Consider the following 16,515-nt stretch of genomic DNA (forward strand, 5'->3'; position numbering starts at 1 on the left):
TTGAGGTGCCGGGAGAGGCGGCCTGGGTAAGGCCGCCGAATCTTCAGCGAGTTGCTGCCAGTTCCTGTTGGACGCTGGCGACAGTGCGAGGCCAAGGTTTACCAGCCTGAACCTTCGCTGGCAAGGCCTTGATGGCGCTGAGGGCTGCATCGCGGTTCGCGAAGCTGCCATAGGTAATGACGTAAAGCGGTTTACCGTTCAGGACTTTCTTGAAGTAACGGTACTCGCCGCCCTGCTCCTTGACGAAGCTTTGCGCGCTCGCTTCGGAGCTGGTGCCGAGGATCTGCACCACGTAATTGCCCGGGGCCTGGCCTGCGTACCAGGTGCCGCCAGCGGCCTTGGCCACGGTGACTGGCTTCTCGGCAGGTTTGGCGGCGGCAGCGGCGGCCGGCTTGGCTGGCGCTGGAGCGGGCTTGATGGCTGGCGCTGTCGGGACCGGTTTAGCCGTCGCGACCTGAGTCGGTGCAGGCGTCGGCTTGGCAGCCGCTGTCGGCGCCGGACCAGCCGGAACGCCCGCAGGCGGCGCGGTGGTGGTCACGGTCGGCGGCGTCTCGCTGGAACCTTCGACCGGCACGCCGTCGTCGCCTTCGGTAATACCGCCGGCGGCTTCGGCAAGCGGACTGCGCATGACCGGTTGCGAGTTGCCGACCAGCGGCAACGGCATCGGCTGCGAGTTACCGGCAAATTCGACGGCCGGCGCGCCGCCGCTGTTCGGTTGCGGCGTGCCCTGGCCGAGCGGCAGTTGCGCCTGTTCGTTGGCAGGTGTGCCGGTGGTCGGTGCTTTGCTGCGACCCGGCATCAGCCAGGCGGCGGCTACCGCGACCACGACGACGGCGGATATCGCCAATACGTGTTTCTTCGGCATGTTGAACCCCATACTTGGACGCTTGACCGCTGAGCGGCTGGCAATCATGACTTCGATCAGTGCATCGCGGGCAACCTGATTGATGTTGCCAGGCCAGCCGTCGGAGCTTTCGTGAATATCAGAGATCTGATCTGCGGTGAAAAGTTCGATACCCCGACCCGCGCCTTCAAGCCGCTGATCCAGATATTCGCGGGTTTCTTCTTCGGTGTAAGGCTGCAATTCGATGACGTGGAAACGTTCTTCTTCGAGGCTCAATGCCTCGAGCTGAGCGATCAGCGACGACTCGCCAAACAGGAACACGTGCGGGCGACCTTCTGGCGCACCGGCGGCCAATTCCATCAAGGCATCCAGCGCAGACTCGTCGAGTTGCTCGGCATCGTCCACCAGCAAATAGACTTCCTGCCCGGTGAGCGCAAGTTGCACCACTTGAGCCAGGATCGGGCCAATTTCGGCCTGAGCGACATTCAGCGCTTGAGCCACCTGACGCAACACGCCAGCCGCATCGCCGGCGCCACGGGCGGACACCACCACGCTTTGCACCGATTGTTTATTGGTACTGGCGACCAGCGCCTGGCGCAACAGCGTCTTGCCACTGCCTTGCGGGCCGGTCACCACCAGCAACAACTGGCTATAGCGGGCCAGATGATGCAGTTGCCCCAGCACCGGTTTGCGCTGGGCCGGGAAGAATTTGAAGCCAGGCACCCGTGGAGCAAAAGGGTCATGACTCAACTGGAAGTGGCCGAGGAAAGCCTCGTCGGCATGCAAACTAGTCATCGGGATCTTATTAACCTTTAAGCTGAGCCAGGGCGCGGTAATCCGCTCCCAGCGTGGCCTGTAAAACTTCTTTCGGATAATCGTCGGTCACCACCGCTTCGCCCATGTGGCGCAGCAGCACCAGGCGCAAACGACCGTCGATCACTTTCTTGTCAACTGCCATGTGTTCGAGAAAATCGGCTTGCGTCATCTCTTCAGGCGGGATGACCGGCAGGCCGGCACGCTGGAACAGGCGTATGCCACGATCACGCTCCTGCTCGCTGATCCAGCCGAGACGCGCGGACATTTCCAAAGCCATTACGGTGCCAGCAGCGACCGCCTCTCCATGAAGCCACACACCATAGCCCATGTGGGTTTCGATGGCGTGGCCAAAGGTGTGCCCCAGGTTCAATGTGGCACGAACCCCGGTTTCCTTTTCATCGGCGCCAACTACCGCGGCCTTGGCCGCACAGGAACGCTCGATGGCGTAGGTCAGTGCCACCTGATCCAGGGCGCGCAGGCGATCGACATTCTCTTCGAGCCAGGTCAGGAACGGCTCGTCGCAGATCAGCCCGTATTTGATGACTTCAGCAAGCCCGGCGGACAACTCGCGGGCCGGCAGGGTATTGAGGGAGGCGGTATCGATCAGCACCACATTCGGCTGATAGAAAGCGCCGACCATGTTCTTGCCCATCGGGTGATTGATCCCGGTCTTGCCGCCCACAGAAGAGTCGACTTGCGACAGCAATGTGGTTGGAACCTGAATGAAATCGACGCCACGCTGGTAGCAGGCTGCCGCAAAACCGGCCATGTCACCAATCACACCGCCACCGAGGGCGATGACCGTGGTGCGGCGGTCGTGCCGCGCGGTCAGCAGACCGTCGAAAATCAGTTGCAGGGTTTCCCAGTTCTTGAAGGCTTCGCCATCCGGCAACACCACGGAGATCACCGAGAACTGCGCGAGGCTGCGGGTCAGACGTTCAAGATAGAGGGGCGCGACGGTTTCGTTGGAGATGATCGCCACTTGCCGTCCGCGAATATGCGGGGCCAGCAGCTCAGGCTGATCCAACAGGCCTTCGCCAATATGAATCGGGTAGCTGCGCTCGCCTAGATCGACCTTGAGTGTCTGCATGTGTCCCCACAATGAAGATGGAATCAGGCGTCCTGCCTTGAATTATCGAATGTCTACGGCATCTGCCGGTGCGACGCCGTTTGGTCGCCATCCGCCACAACCCTGGGCGGTCATGGCAGGACGTCGAGGATAGCGCATTTCGCGCTGCGCTTTAACGGGGAGGCAGTTGCTGCAAGCGTTCGAGAATGTCGAGCACCACCATGCGCGGCGGCCGCTCATCGGTTTCCACCACCAGGTCCGCGATTTCCCGGTAAAGCGGATCGCGCAACTCCAAAAGGTCGCGAAGCGTCTTGGCCGGGTCGGCCGTACGCAGCAAGGGTCGATTGCGATCCCGGGCGGTACGCCCGACTTGCTGCTCAACGGAAGCATGCAGGTAAACCACCCGACCACCGGCGTGCAGCGCCCGCCGATTGGCTTCGCGCATGACCGCCCCGCCGCCGGTTGCCAACACCACGCCATCGCAGTCGCACAGTTCGGCAATCATCGCCTGCTCGCGGTCGCGAAAGCCCGGTTCGCCTTCCTTATCGAAGATCCACGGGATATTGGCACCCGTGCGCAATTCAATTTCCTTATCGGAATCTTTGAACGGCAGGCGCAGCTCTTTGGCCAGCAACCGGCCGATGGTGCTTTTTCCAGCACCCATCGGTCCAACAAGAATCAAATTTCGCACAGAATCAATGACTCACAGCAATCGCCTGGTTGTTCATGATACGCGGAGTGAGAAATACCAGCAGCTCGGATTTTTTCTCCGAAACCACGTCACGCCGGAAAAGGCGGCCAAGATACGGCACATCACCGAGAAATGGCACCTTATCTACAACCTTGCTCTGAGTATTTGAGAAAACGCCACCGATGACGATGGTTTCGCCGTCATTGACCAGGACCTTGGCGTTGACCTCGTTTTTCTTGATCGGCGGTACGTCCTGCACCTTGTTCAGGTAGTCCGGTTCGTCCTTGGTAACCTTGACCTCCATGATGATGCGGTTGTCCGGCGTGATCTGCGGCGTCACTTCCAGCGAGAGCGAGGCTTCTTTAAAGGACACAGAGGTAGCGCCACTGGAGCTGGCTTCCTGGTACGGAATCTCGGTGCCCTTGAGGATTTTCGCGGTTTCCTTGTCGGAGGTGACCACCTTGGGCTGTGAGACGATTTCCCCGTTGCCGGTTTTCTCCATCGCTGTCAGCTCGAGGTCGAGCAAGACATTGTCGGTGATGAAGGCGATGCCGAGCCCCGAGGTGTTGGCCGAGGTTCCCAGATCGACGAACGGTGAGTTGGTGCTGGTGCTGCCGGGCGTGCCGATAGTGGTCGACGATCCATTGACCCCGGAGCCATTCCAGTTGCCCTTTTGTATCGAGCCACCCCAGCGCACGCCGAGGCTTTTGTCGTAATCGACGTTGGCTTCGACAATTCGCGCTTCGATCATGACCTGACGCACCGGGATATCCAGTTGCGCGACGATGCGGCGCAGCTCGTCGAGGCGGTCCTGGGTCTGGTAGGCAATGATGTTGTTGGTCCGGTCATCAACGGTGATCGAGCCCCGCTCGTCGATTTTCGCCTCGGCGCTGGTCACCGACGTGAAGAGCTTAGCGATATCGGCCGCCTTGGCGTAATTGACCTGCAGCAGTTCGCGACGCAACGGTGCCAGCTCGGCAATCTGTTTCTGCGACTCCAGTTCCTGACGCTCACGCGCAGCGATCTCATCGGCCGGCGCCACCAGCAGCACATTGCCGATCTTGCGTTTATCCAGCCCCTTGGTTTTCAACACAAGGTCCAGCGCCTGATCCCACGGGACGTTCTGCAAGCGCAAGGTGATGCCGCCCTGCACCGTATCGCTGGCCACCAGATTAAGGTTGGTGAAATCGGCGATCAGTTGCAGCACCGAGCGCACGTCGATGTCCTGGAAATTCAGCGAGAGCTTTTCACCGGTGTAGGCAAAGCGTTCGGCAGTGCGCTTTTGCAGGTCGTCGGCGGTCATCGGGCGGATGCTGACGGTCAGTTTGTTGTCGGTCTGATACGTCGAATAGTCGAACGCACCGCTGGGTTCGATGCTGATAGTCGCCCGATCACCCGTGGCGCTGGCGTTGACGAATTGCACGGGCGTGGCGAAATCCTTGACGTCCAGGCGGACCCGCAACGGTTCAGGTAATTGAGTCCCGGCAAAACCGAGGACAATCTTGCCGTCGCGCTCCTGGATGTCCGGGGCGATGGACGGATCCGACAGATCGATGACGACATTGCCTTCACCCTGGGTGCCGCGCTGGAAGTCAACGCCGCGGATTGCCTTGCTCACGGGCGCATAGGTTTTCGCCGGTGCGGGTGTTGCGATGGCCGTGCGCGGCGCTTTGGCTGTGGGCGCGGAGGTGGTGTTATTGCCTCCACGACCGACCACCACAAACAGATTGTTGCCCTCGACCCGCGCGGTGTACGGCGCCAGCTGAGTCAGGTTGATGATCAGCCGCGTGCGGTCCTTGGCTTCCACCACCGTGGCACTGCGAGCGTTGCCGCCGCCCAGCTCGCGGGTTTTGCTGGCCAGTTGGCTGACAACTCCCGGCAAGTCCAGCGCAATCCGCGCCGGCTGCTCCGTCGTATAGCCTTGAGGCTCCGGCGGAGCACCATCAAAAGACAACTTCAACTCGACGCGGTCCCCCGGCAGCGCGGCGACATCCAGCGCCTTGAGGTTGGCTGCATGTACCGTCGGCGAAAGCAACGCTATCCATAGCGAAACTCCGAAGGTGGCGAAAATCCTGTTCATTGTTCGAGTTCCACTATGAGTGCTCTTTCAAAGGGATGGTCCGCGGACGTTCCAGCCAGGCGCCTTCGCCGTCGGGAACGATTTCGACCACATCGACTTGTGAGCCGCTGATGCCGACGATCCGGCCATCGTTACGTCCCAGGTAATCGCCGACTTTCAACCGATGCACCCCGCCCGCCCCGCGCAACAGCGCGAAGGAGCCAGCCGCATTGGAGATCGTGCCGACCATTTCAAACTGCTCGATGTTGAATCCTTCGAGGTATTGCTTGACCCGACCGGGGTCAGGTTTGACGTTGCGCGCGCCATGCTTCTGGCCGGCCAGGTCGACCCTGACCTGCCGGGAAAAAGGGCTCCGCAGGTTAGCAGCGTTATAGGTGAACGTTGGGTAAGACCGGAACGTCGGCGTTGGTTCAATCCTGCCGGGCGCGCGCAATCGCATTTCATTCATGTACGCGTCCAGGTCGCTGAAATCAGTGCCGCTGCCGCAACCGGCAAGAACGGCCACGATTCCCACCAGCGGAACAAAACGAATCGGGCTCATTTTTGCAGCCCCTTGTCGTTATAGCGATAGGTCTTGGCGAGAATGCTCATGCGCAATTTCGGGCCACCCTCGGGGTTGGCCGGTGCGAGGTCGAAGTCGTGCAGGGTGACGATCCGCGGCAGCCCGGCGACACCACTGACGAAAGTGGCGAGGTCGTGGTAGGCGCCGGTGACGGTGATCTGGATCGGCAGCTCTATGTAGAACGGCTGGGTGACTTCCGGCAAGAGCTTGATTTCTTCGAACTCCAGGCCACTGCCCAGGCCGGTTCGCGTGATGTCCTCCAGCAGACCCGGCACTTCGGTGTCGCTGGGCAATTGCCGCAACAATACGCCAAAGGAATTCTCCATTTCCTTCATCTGCTGAATGTACAACTCCAGATTCGCCGCCATGTGCACCTTGTTGGCGAACTGCTCCTTGAGTGTCGACTCCTCGTCGCGCTTGAGGTCAAGCTGACTCTGAAGATCGCTGATTGAAAAGTTGTAGCCCAGCGCCAGCACCAGGATCATCAGCAGCACACCCGACAGCGCCTTGATGGCGGGAGGCCAGGACCCCATGTTATTGGTGTCCAGATCGTTGATGTCGATCTTGCGCAGGCCTTCAAACCATTCGGCCGGACTCATTTAACGGCCTCCATGGCAGCAGGCTGGGTCTGACGAACGGTCAATTGAAAAACATTGGCCTGATCCAGCTTTCCATCGGTGGTCGACTTGACCTCCGTCAGGGTGGGCGCGTCGAACCAGTCCGAGGCGTCGAGATTGCGCATCAGGTCCGAGACCCGATTGTTGGATTCCGCCGCGCCAGTGATGGATAGGGTTTTGCCCTCCATTTTGACCTCGGTGAAAAACACGCCGTCCGGCAAGGTACGCGCCAGCTGGTCGAAAATCCTCCCGCTGATCGGACGATTGCCTTGCAGGTCCTGAATGATGCGCATGCGTTCGACCAATTGCTGGCGACGTGCCTTGAGTTCACTGATCTGTTTGATCCGCTCATCAACCGTTGCGATCTGTTTGCCGATGTAATCGTTTCGGGCGATTTGCCGGTCGATTGCAGCGCTGATGGCCTGATCCGCAATAAACACCGCGCCTACAGCCCCCGCGAGGACAGCGACCAGTGCCAGCAAAAAGCGTTTGCGCCGTTCTTCCCGCAGCTCTTCGCGCCAGGGTAAAAGATTGATCCGCGCCATCAGTCGAAACTCCTGAGGGCCAGACCGCACGCGATCATCAGTGCGGGCGCGTCGCCGGCGAGGGCGCCGGCGTTGACCTTGCTGCTCAGGGCCATATCCGAAAAGGGATTGGCCACCTGTGTCGGCGTGCCCAGTCGCTGTTCGATCAACCGGTCCAGACCCGCGACCGAAGCGCTGCCACCGGCGAGCAGGATGTGGTCGACCGCGTTGTATTGACCGGACGCGAAGAAAAACTGCAATGAACGCGACACTTGCTGCACCAGTGCATCGCGAAACGGCTGTAACACCTCACTGACGTAATCGTCCGGCAAACCGCCCTGCTTTTTCGCCAGCCCCGCCTGCTCCAGCGTCAGGCCATATCGTCGCTGGATTTCTTCCGTCAACTGGCGGCCACCGAACAGTTGTTCACGGGTGTAGATGATCTTTCCGTTGTGCAGCACGCTGAGGGTGGTCATGGTCGCGCCGATATCAACGATGGCGACCGTCAGACGCTCCTGTGCGGGCGCCAGATGCCTGGTCAGCAAACCGAAAGAACGTTCCAGCGCATAGGCCTCGACATCGACCACGCGAGCGGTCAGCCCGGCCAGGGCCAGGGCCGCTTCCCGAACTTCGACGTTTTCCTTGCGACAGGCTGCCAGCAGCACATTCACCCGTTCGGGGTTGCGCGCCGACACGCCCTGAACCTCAAAGTCGATGGCCACTTCGTCCAAGGGATAAGGGATATATTGATCGGCCTCGATCTTCAGCTGGTTTTCCATCTCGTCGTCGGAAAGCCCGGCGTCCATTTCGATGGTTTTGGTGATCACCGCCGACCCGGCCACGGCCACGGCGACGTTCCTGAGACTGGTCCTTGCCTTGAGCAGCACGCGCGCGAGTGCCTGGCCCACGCCTTCGAGCTCGGCGATATTTTTCTCGATGACGGCACTGGCAGGCAGCGGCTCTACCGCATACGCCTCAACCCGGTAACGGTTGCCCTGACGGCTTAGCTCAAGAAGCTTTACCGACGTGGAGCTGATGTCGATCCCCAAAAGCGTATTGGCTTTTTTATTGAAGAGTCCTAGCACTACCAATTCCCTATGACTATCCGTGAGTTACGGACTCTGTAATGACCATTGCGTTCAACCCACCCGTCTTGACAGCAGCGCAAATGACGCCCCCCGGCGTAAAAATGCTTATAATGCCCAGCGTTTTTTTCCGCTTTTTACGCCATGCTCGGGTCGTTCTACTTTTACCTGAAACCTGATGCCTATTTCTTTCTTTAATCTGGATAACACAAAGCCTTGATTCGTCTGCTGAAATTTTTCGGTTGGTCCATCGTCGCCGTTTTCTGCGGACTGCTCCTGAGTCTGAGCGGCGCGTATCTTTACCTTAGCCCTGGATTGCCGTCTGTGGAGGCACTGAGAAGTATCCAGTTGCAGATTCCCCTGCGCGTGTACAGCAGCGACGACAAGTTGATCGCAGAGTTTGGCGAAATGCGCCGTACCCCGATCCGTTTCGCCGACATTCCCCCCAATTTCATCAATGCGTTACTAAGTGCTGAAGACGACAATTTTGCCAACCACTACGGCGTCGATCCCGGCAGCCTGATGCGCGCAGCCACTCAGCTGGTAAAAAGCGGACACATCCAGTCCGGCGGCAGCACCATCACCATGCAGGTCGCGAAGAACTTCTTCCTGACCAGCGAACGCAGCTTCTCACGCAAAACCACTGAAATTCTTCTGGCGCTGCAAATCGAACGGCAACTGACCAAGGACGAGATCCTTGAGTTGTACGTCAATAAGATCTACCTCGGCAACCGTGCCTACGGTATCGAAGCGGCAGCCCAGGTGTATTACGGCAAGTCGATCCGTGACGTCAGCCTGGCGCAGATGGCGATGATTGCCGGTCTGCCGAAAGCCCCGTCGCGCTTCAACCCGCTGGCCAACCCGGCACGCAGCAAAGAGCGTCGCGACTGGATTCTTGGGCGTATGTACAAGCTCGGCAAGATCACCGAAGCGGATTACACCACAGCGATCAACGAGCCGCTGAACGCCAGTTACCATGTGCCGACCCCGGAAGTGAACGCACCCTACATCGCCGAGATGGCCCGCGCCGAAATGGTCGGGCGCTACGGCAGCGATGCCTACACCGAAGGCTTCCGCGTCACGACCACCGTGCCGAGCAACCTGCAGGAAATGGCCAACACCGCACTTCACGAAGGGTTGATGACCTACGACCAGCGTCACGGCTATCGCGGCCCCGAGTCGCGTCTCCCGGGCAAGACCCGCGAGGCCTGGGCGACCGAGCTGACCAAGCAGCGCACGATCAGCAGCCTTGAGCCCGCCATCGTCACCCAGGTCGACAAGACCGGCCTGCAAGTGATGACCCGTACCGGCGACGAGCACATTGGCTGGGACACCATGAAATGGGCGCGGCCGTTCCTCAACACCAACAGCATGGGCCCCAACCCGAAGCAGCCGTCGGATGTCGCGCAAGTCGGCGATCTGGTGCGCGTGCAGCGCCAGCCGGACAATTCGCTGAAGTTCAGCCAGATCCCGCAGGCTCAGGGCGCATTGGTCTCCCTGGATCCGCAGAACGGCGCCATACGCTCGCTGGTCGGCGGTTTCGCCTTCGAGCAAAGCAATTACAACCGCGCCCTGCAGGCCAAGCGTCAGCCGGGTTCGAGCTTCAAACCGTTCGTCTACAGCGCCGCCCTGGATAACGGTTACACCGCTGCCAGCCTGGTCAATGACGCACCGATCGTGTTCGTCGACGAATACCTGGACAAGGTCTGGCGCCCGAAGAACGACACCAACACCTTCCTCGGCCCGATCCGTCTGCGTGAAGGTCTGTACAAGTCGCGCAACCTGGTGTCGATCCGCTTGGTGCAGGCGCTGGGCATTGATCGCACCATCGACTACATCAGCAAGTTCGGCTTCAACAAACAGGACCTGCCGCGCAACCTGTCGCTGGCCCTGGGCACCGCGACCTTGACGCCAATGGAGATCGCCACCGGCTGGAGCACATTCGCCAACGGCGGCTACAAGATCACCCCGTACATCATCGACAAGATCGACAGCCGTAATGGCGACTCGCTGTTCGTCGCCAATCCGCCGAGCGTACCCCAGGGCAATGTTGCGCCGGATGGCATCGCCGCCCCGGCAGCCGAAGCCTTTACGGTCAACGCGACGCCTGGCGAAGTGCCGGGCCAGCCCGCACCTCAAGCCCCGGCCGTGGCCGAGCGCATCGTTGACGGCCGCACCACTTACATCCTCAACAGCATGCTCGAGGACGTGATCAAACTGGGCACCGGCCGCCGCGCACTGGCGCTGGGCCGACCTGACATTGCCGGCAAAACCGGTACGACCAACGAATCCAAGGATGCCTGGTTCTCGGGCTACAACGCCGATTACGTGACCACGGTCTGGACCGGTTTCGACCAGCCGGAAAGCCTGGGTAAACGCGAGTTCGGCGGCACTGTCGCGCTGCCGATCTGGATGAATTACATGGCCGCCGCGCTCAAAGACAAGCCGCCGCATACACAGCCAGAGCCCGAAGGCCTCCTGAGCCTGCGGGTTGATCCCGTCAGCGGTCGCGCAGCCACCCCTGGCACGCCTGGCGCGTACTTCGAACTGTTCAAGGCCGAAGACACACCGCCATCGGCAAATGAACTGGGTAACGGCAACGCGCCGGGCAGCCCGCTGCCAGCGGATGAAGCGGCGCCTATCGATCTGTTCTGATCGCAACGGCCACACCAAAAAGCCCCGCCCTCGAGAGAGGTATGGGGCTTTTTATTGCCTGATGTCTTTGCGCTGACTGACCCGGCCTCTTCGCGGGCAAGCCCGCTCCCACAGGGTGTTGTGGTGCACTGGAGAAATGTGCATCAGCGCAGTTCCTGTGGGAGCGGGCTTGCCCGCGAAGAGGCCCTCACAGATCACACGCATACCGCAGACAAAAAAAACCCCGACTCATGAGAGCCGGGGCTTTGTGTTGAAGCGTTACAACGGCTTAGCCGTTGAACACGTCATCCACGCTTTTCAGCGGGTAGTTCTTCGGATACGGCAGGGTTGCCACACCGGTCTCGATCGCAGCCTTGGCCACGGCATCGGAGATCAGGGTGATCAAGCGGGCATCCATTGGTTTCGGGATGATGTACTCACGACCGAATTCCAGCTTGATGCCGCCGTAGGCATCGCACACTTCCTGAGGAACCGGCAGCTTGGCCAGTTCACGCAGGGCGTTGGCCGCGGCCACTTTCATTTCTTCGTTGATGCGCTTGGCGCGAACGTCCAGGGCACCACGGAAGATGAACGGGAAGCCCAGTACGTTGTTGACCTGGTTCGGGTAGTCCGAACGGCCGGTCGCCATGATCACGTCGTCACGGGTGGCGTGAGCCAGCTCCGGGGAGATTTCCGGATCCGGGTTCGAGCACGCGAACACGATCGGGTTGGCCGCCATGGATTTGAGGCCTTCCGGGCTCAGCAGGTTCGGGCCGGACAAGCCGACGAACACGTCAGCGCCTTGCAGCGCATCAGCCAGGGTGCGTTTTTCAGTCGCGTGAGCGAAGACAGCCTTGTACTGGTTCAGGTCGTCACGGCCGGAGTGGATCACGCCGGTGCGGTCAACCATGTAAATGTTTTCGATGTTGGCACCCATGCTCACCAGCAATTTCATGCAGGAGATGGCGGCCGCACCGGCGCCCAGGCAAACGATTTTGGCGTCAGCGAGGGTTTTGCCAGCGATTTCCAGGGCATTGATCATGCCGGCCGCGGTAACGATCGCGGTGCCGTGCTGGTCATCGTGGAAGACCGGAATGTCGCACTGCTCGATCAGAGCGCGTTCGATCTCAAAGCACTCAGGTGCCTTGATGTCTTCCAGGTTGATGCCACCGAAAGTGATGGAGATGCGCTTGACGGTGTCGATGAAGGCTTGCGGGCTTTCGGAATCGACTTCGATGTCGAAAACGTCGATGCCGGCGAAGCGCTTGAACAGCACGCCTTTGCCTTCCATCACTGGCTTGGAAGCCAATGGGCCGAGGTTACCCAGGCCGAGAATCGCGGTGCCATCGGAAATGACTGCTACCAGGTTGCCTTTACCGGTGTATTTGTAGGCCAGTTCAGGATCGCGGGCGATTTCGCGTACTGGTTCGGCTACGCCGGGGCTGTAGGCCAGCGACAGGTCGCGGGCGGTAGCGGTGGCCTTGGTGAGCTCGACACTCAGCTTACCTGGACGAGGATGGGCGTGATATTCGAGAGCGGCAGTTTTCAAATCAGACATGGGGGCATTCCGCTTTTACTGTTGGACAGACTGGTCAGCGAGGATACGCGCCTCGCAAAGTCCCCACAAGACTGACCGGTCACCCCTGTCAAGCGCCCGGCCCTACGACTTTGGGCCAAGAGCCACGGAACACAAGGGATAGACTGTTCACAATCAACAGAAAAAATGTCTACAATTTTTTATCAGGGCGAGGTTTGCAGCATCGCCGGATCCGTTAACGGCAGCAGCCAGCGCGCCTGCCCCGGTTTCAATCCACCGCGACGCGAGCGATCCACGACCCAGCCCCGAGCCTCGATCTGCTGGCCTTTCAGGCGCTGCAGGGACGCTGCATCGAACTGCCCGAGCAAATTGGGCGCAACGCGCAATACAAGCGAATCCTGCAACTCGATCCAAACCCCGCCGCGATTGCGCTGGACCTTGCTCACACGCCCACTGAGCACGGCGAAACCGGACTCCGTGATCTGCTCCACTTTGAGCACAGGCGACTGGCGCCACACACCGAGACGGGCCCCACGAGCACTGCGCTCCGCTGCTTGCTGGCAGGAGACCAGATCGACATTCGGCGCAACAGCCACCTGAAAACCAAGACCTTCGGCGAGCATTTGTGCTTCGAGGTTGGCGCCATTGGCGCCATAAACATGGGCCAAGGTACGCCCGTAGCGATCCTTGCTCTCTTTACCCGGGAGCAAACCGACCCGCCCGTCGCTGGCGGCCACCAGCGCTTCCAGACGTTTGCGTGCCGCCACCGCGAATGGTTCGTCGGTTCGGCCTTGCTTGCCCAGCTCGGGCGTGTTCAAGCCGATCATGCGCACGCTGCGGCCATCGCTCAGGCGCAAGGTATCGCCATCGACTACGCGCTGCACCGCGACCGGCGTCAGTCCATTCGGCGCTGGACAGAAGGCCTGGGCACCAGAAAGCCAAATCGCAGACACAAAAAAGGCGCCCGCGAGGGACGCCTTTTTTAACAGCAAGGTAAAGCCCATGGGCTTTGAAACCTTATGCTGCTGGAGCTTTGTCTTCTGCAGCAGCTTCTGCCGGTGCTTTCTTGCCGAAAGCGCCGAAACGGTCTGCGAAGCGCTGTACACGACCGCCAGTATCCAGAGTTTTCTGCTTACCGGTGTAGAACGGGTGGCACTCGTTGCATACGTCAGTACCCAGTGGCTTGCACAGGTTCGAACGGGTTTCGAACTTGTTGCCGCAGCTGCAAGTTACTTCGATGGTTTCGTATGCTGGATGGATATCGGCTTTCATGGTGTATTCCTCAGGCTAGCGTGCCGCCACTCAACACTATTGTTGAATACCGCACGTAATTAGGCCGCGGATTCTACCAGACATCGCCAATCACGCAAGCTGTCCCTTCTACCGACCGTCTGCTAGGCTCCCGACCCAAAGCCCCCCTGGCGGGAGCAAACTTTGTGGTGAGGGGATTCATCCCCGCTGGGTGGCGAAGCCGCCCCAAACCGGCAACCTCGGTGTATCAGCAACACCGTATTCACCGGGTTTGCGGACTGCTGCGCAGCCGAACGGGGCGGTGCGACGTTTCGCTAAATCCCCTCACTACACAGGCTCGCTCCCACAAGTAGTGCGCCCAGCCTTTCATTTATTGCTGCTCAAAGAGATCCCCCCGCGTGCCCGATGCCATTTTGCGCCTCGCCCTGCCTTCGCCACTGCGCCGCCTGTTCGATTACCGTGCCCCGGCCGGGGTCCTGCGGGCCCAGTTGCAGCCGGGCATGCGCCTGCGGGTGCCGTTCGGCCGACGGGAAATGATCGGGATTCTGGTGGAGGTCACCGACACCAGCGAAGTCCCCGCAGAAAAACTCAAACCGGCCCTGGCCCTGCTCGACGCCACGCCACCGCTGCCACCCGCGCTGTTCAAGCTGTGCCTGTGGACCTCGCAGTATTATCAGCACAGCCTCGGGGACACCTTGAGCTGGGCGCTGCCGGTGCTGTTGCGCCAGGGCGAACTGGCCGAGGCTCGCCAGGAACGTTTCTGGTCCGCTGCGCCCGGTGCGAGCCTTGACGACCCGCGCATCGCCCGCGCCCCGCGTCAGCGTGAGGCGCTGGCAACGCTGGCCCAGCATCCCCACGGGGTTGCCCATCAGCTGCTGAGCAAACTGATGTTGAGCAAGGACAGCCTCGATCTGCTGCTGGCCAAGGATCTGGTGCACGTCGACATCCGCAAACACGCACCCGGCGCCCGCCACGAGCATTGGCTGGCGCAACCGGAGTTGCCGCTCAACCCCGAACAGCGCGCCGCCTATGAAGCCATTCGCGCCGGGTTCGACAGTTATCACGCGTTCCTGCTGGCCGGCGTCACCGGCAGCGGCAAGACCGAAGTCTATTTGCAACTGATCCGCGAAACCCTCGAGGCTGGCAAACAGGCGCTGGTGCTGATCCCGGAGATCAACCTCGGCCCGCAAACCCTCGCGCGCTTCGAGCAACGCTTCAACGCACGCATCGCGCTGATTCACTCGGCGGTCAACGATCGCGAGCGCCTCGAAGCCTGGCTCGCCGCCCGCGACGGCGACGCTGACATTATTATCGGCACCCGCTCCGCGCTGTTCACGCCGATGAAGAACCCCGGCCTCATCATCATCGACGAAGAGCACGACGGCTCCTATAAACAGCAGGAAGGCCTGCGCTATCACGCCCGTGATCTGGCATTGGTGCGTGCACGCCAGGAAAACATCCCGATTGTGCTCGGTTCCGCCACGCCCTCTCTGGAAAGCCTGCACAACGCCTACACCGGCCGTTACGGCCTCCTGCGCCTGAACGAGCGCGCCGGGGGCGCCAAGCAGCCGCGATTCCTGCGTCTGGACGTGAAAAGTCGTCCGCTGGACAGCGGTATTTCCGGGCCGATGCAGCAAGCCATCGGCCAGACACTCGCCGCTGGCCAGCAGGTCCTGGTGTTCCTCAACCGCCGTGGCTTTGCGCCCACCCTGCTTTGCCACGACTGCGGCTGGATGTCCGAATGCCAGCGCTGCGATGCGCGGATGACCGTGCACCAGCGCTCCGGCGAGCTGCGCTGCCATCATTGCGGCTACGTCGAGCGCGTACCCCGGCACTGCCCGAAGTGCGGCAAAGTCGATTTGCGACCCGTGGGCGCCGGCACCGAACGCGCGGAAGAACGTTTGGCGATCCTGTTCCCGGACTTTCCGGTGCTGCGGGTCGACCGCGACAGCACCTCGCGCAAAGACGCGATGAATCAGCTGTTCGCGACCATTCAAAAAGGACAGCCGTGCATTCTGGTCGGCACGCAGATGCTCGCCAAAGGGCACCATTTTCCTCGGGTCACGCTGGTGTCGATTCTCGATGCCGACGGTGGATTGTTCTCCGGGGACTTCCGCGCCAGCGAACGCATGGCGCAGTTGATCGTCCAGGTCGCCGGGCGCGCGGGCCGTGCAGAAGAGCCGGGCAAGGTGATTATCCAGACGCATCTGGCGGACCATCCGCTGTTGGTGCAACTGACCGAGCAAGGTTATTTCGCGTTTGCCGAGCAGGCCTTGAGCGAACGTCGCAGTGCGGGATTGCCGCCGTTTGCGCATTTGGCATTGCTGCGGGCCGAGGCGCACAAACCGGGGCAGGCCGAAAATTTTCTCGATGAGGCGTGCAGCGAAGCCGAACGATTGCTGGCCGAACAGAATCTGAACGGGATCGAGCTACTCGGTCCGGTGCCGGCGCCGATGGAGCGCCGGGCCGGGCGATATCGGGCGCAGTTGTTGTTGCAGGCGACGGCCCGGGCGCCGCTGCATCGGTTGCTGGCCAGTTGGTTGCTGGTGCTGGAGCAGATGCCGAGCGGGCGGGCGGTGCGTTGGTCCCTGGATGTTGATCCCGTCGATTTGTATTAAAGATCAAAAGATCGCAGCCTCCGGCAGCTCCTACAGGAAACGCGCTCGACGTAGGAGCTGCCGAAGGTTCGGGCCGCGTTCGGACGATCTTTGCCGCTTTTGGCACCACATATCCACAACCTGCCCGCTATAGTTGGCAAGCCCGCCTTCGCAACGGATAATGCCCAGTTTTTCCACCAGCGCATTG

13 protein-coding genes are annotated in these 16,515 nt (G+C 60.7%); 2 read left to right on the forward strand and 11 right to left on the reverse strand.

Annotated elements, in window-relative coordinates; all coding sequences use genetic code 11:
- Positions 1-43 precede the first annotated feature (43 nt).
- The 8 genes from F8N62_RS27185 to F8N62_RS27220 form a co-directional block, all read right to left on the reverse strand.
- Positions 44-1,639, reverse strand: coding sequence for an AAA family ATPase (locus F8N62_RS27185; RefSeq protein ID WP_150713564.1), 1,596 nt, complete (start codon positions 1,637-1,639; stop codon positions 44-46).
- 10 nt (positions 1,640-1,649) lie between these two features.
- The gene (gene aroB / locus F8N62_RS27190) at positions 1,650-2,750 is read right to left on the reverse strand and encodes a 3-dehydroquinate synthase (protein ID WP_150713565.1); all 1,101 of its coding nucleotides are present in this window, start codon (positions 2,748-2,750) and stop codon (positions 1,650-1,652) included.
- 151 nt (positions 2,751-2,901) lie between these two features.
- Positions 2,902-3,420 (reverse strand): shikimate kinase AroK, encoded by a 519-nt coding sequence (gene aroK, locus F8N62_RS27195; protein ID WP_150713566.1) that lies wholly within the window; start codon positions 3,418-3,420, stop codon positions 2,902-2,904.
- Positions 3,421-3,424: 4 nt separating this feature from the next.
- Complete coding sequence (gene pilQ / locus F8N62_RS27200; RefSeq protein WP_150713567.1) at positions 3,425-5,500, reverse strand: type IV pilus secretin PilQ; 2,076 nt, start codon at positions 5,498-5,500, stop codon at positions 3,425-3,427.
- 13 nt (positions 5,501-5,513) lie between these two features.
- On the reverse strand, positions 5,514-6,041 hold the full coding sequence (locus F8N62_RS27205; RefSeq protein WP_150713568.1) for a pilus assembly protein PilP: 528 nt from the start codon (positions 6,039-6,041) through the stop codon (positions 5,514-5,516).
- On the reverse strand, positions 6,038-6,661 hold the full coding sequence (gene pilO / locus F8N62_RS27210; RefSeq protein ID WP_150713569.1) for a type 4a pilus biogenesis protein PilO: 624 nt from the start codon (positions 6,659-6,661) through the stop codon (positions 6,038-6,040). The genes F8N62_RS27205 and pilO overlap by 4 nt, the downstream gene beginning before the upstream one ends.
- A complete protein-coding gene (locus tag F8N62_RS27215) occupies positions 6,658-7,224 on the reverse strand; it encodes a PilN domain-containing protein (protein ID WP_150713570.1) in 567 nt (188 codons plus the stop codon). The genes pilO and F8N62_RS27215 overlap by 4 nt, the downstream gene beginning before the upstream one ends.
- The gene (locus F8N62_RS27220; RefSeq protein WP_150713571.1) at positions 7,224-8,288 is read right to left on the reverse strand and encodes a pilus assembly protein PilM; all 1,065 of its coding nucleotides are present in this window, start codon (positions 8,286-8,288) and stop codon (positions 7,224-7,226) included. The genes F8N62_RS27215 and F8N62_RS27220 overlap by 1 nt, the downstream gene beginning before the upstream one ends.
- A gap of 219 nt (positions 8,289-8,507) precedes the next feature.
- Between F8N62_RS27220 and F8N62_RS27225 the strand changes: the two genes are divergently transcribed.
- Positions 8,508-10,943 (forward strand): penicillin-binding protein 1A, encoded by a 2,436-nt coding sequence (locus F8N62_RS27225; RefSeq protein WP_412071990.1) that lies wholly within the window; start codon positions 8,508-8,510, stop codon positions 10,941-10,943.
- A 268-nt stretch (positions 10,944-11,211) separates the two neighbouring features.
- Here F8N62_RS27225 and F8N62_RS27230 read toward each other — a convergent pair whose 3' ends face one another.
- From F8N62_RS27230 to rpmE, 3 genes are all read right to left on the reverse strand, one after another.
- Positions 11,212-12,480 (reverse strand): malic enzyme-like NAD(P)-binding protein, encoded by a 1,269-nt coding sequence (locus tag F8N62_RS27230; protein ID WP_150713573.1) that lies wholly within the window; start codon positions 12,478-12,480, stop codon positions 11,212-11,214.
- 182 nt (positions 12,481-12,662) lie between these two features.
- Positions 12,663-13,463 (reverse strand): thermonuclease family protein, encoded by an 801-nt coding sequence (locus tag F8N62_RS27235; protein ID WP_150713574.1) that lies wholly within the window; start codon positions 13,461-13,463, stop codon positions 12,663-12,665.
- A 13-nt stretch (positions 13,464-13,476) separates the two neighbouring features.
- Positions 13,477-13,731 carry a 50S ribosomal protein L31 gene (gene rpmE / locus F8N62_RS27240; protein WP_150713575.1) on the reverse strand — a complete coding sequence of 85 codons (255 nt, stop codon included), beginning with the start codon at positions 13,729-13,731 and terminating at the stop codon, positions 13,477-13,479.
- Between the two features lie 377 nt (positions 13,732-14,108).
- Here rpmE and F8N62_RS27245 point away from each other — a divergent pair, with 377 nt between their 5' ends.
- The gene (locus tag F8N62_RS27245) at positions 14,109-16,328 is read left to right on the forward strand and encodes a primosomal protein N' (RefSeq protein ID WP_150713576.1); all 2,220 of its coding nucleotides are present in this window, start codon (positions 14,109-14,111) and stop codon (positions 16,326-16,328) included.
- Positions 16,329-16,515 lie beyond the last annotated feature (187 nt).

The sequence above is a fragment of the Pseudomonas fluorescens genome (assembly GCF_902497785.1).
Classification (GTDB): domain Bacteria; phylum Pseudomonadota; class Gammaproteobacteria; order Pseudomonadales; family Pseudomonadaceae; genus Aquipseudomonas; species Aquipseudomonas fluorescens_BO.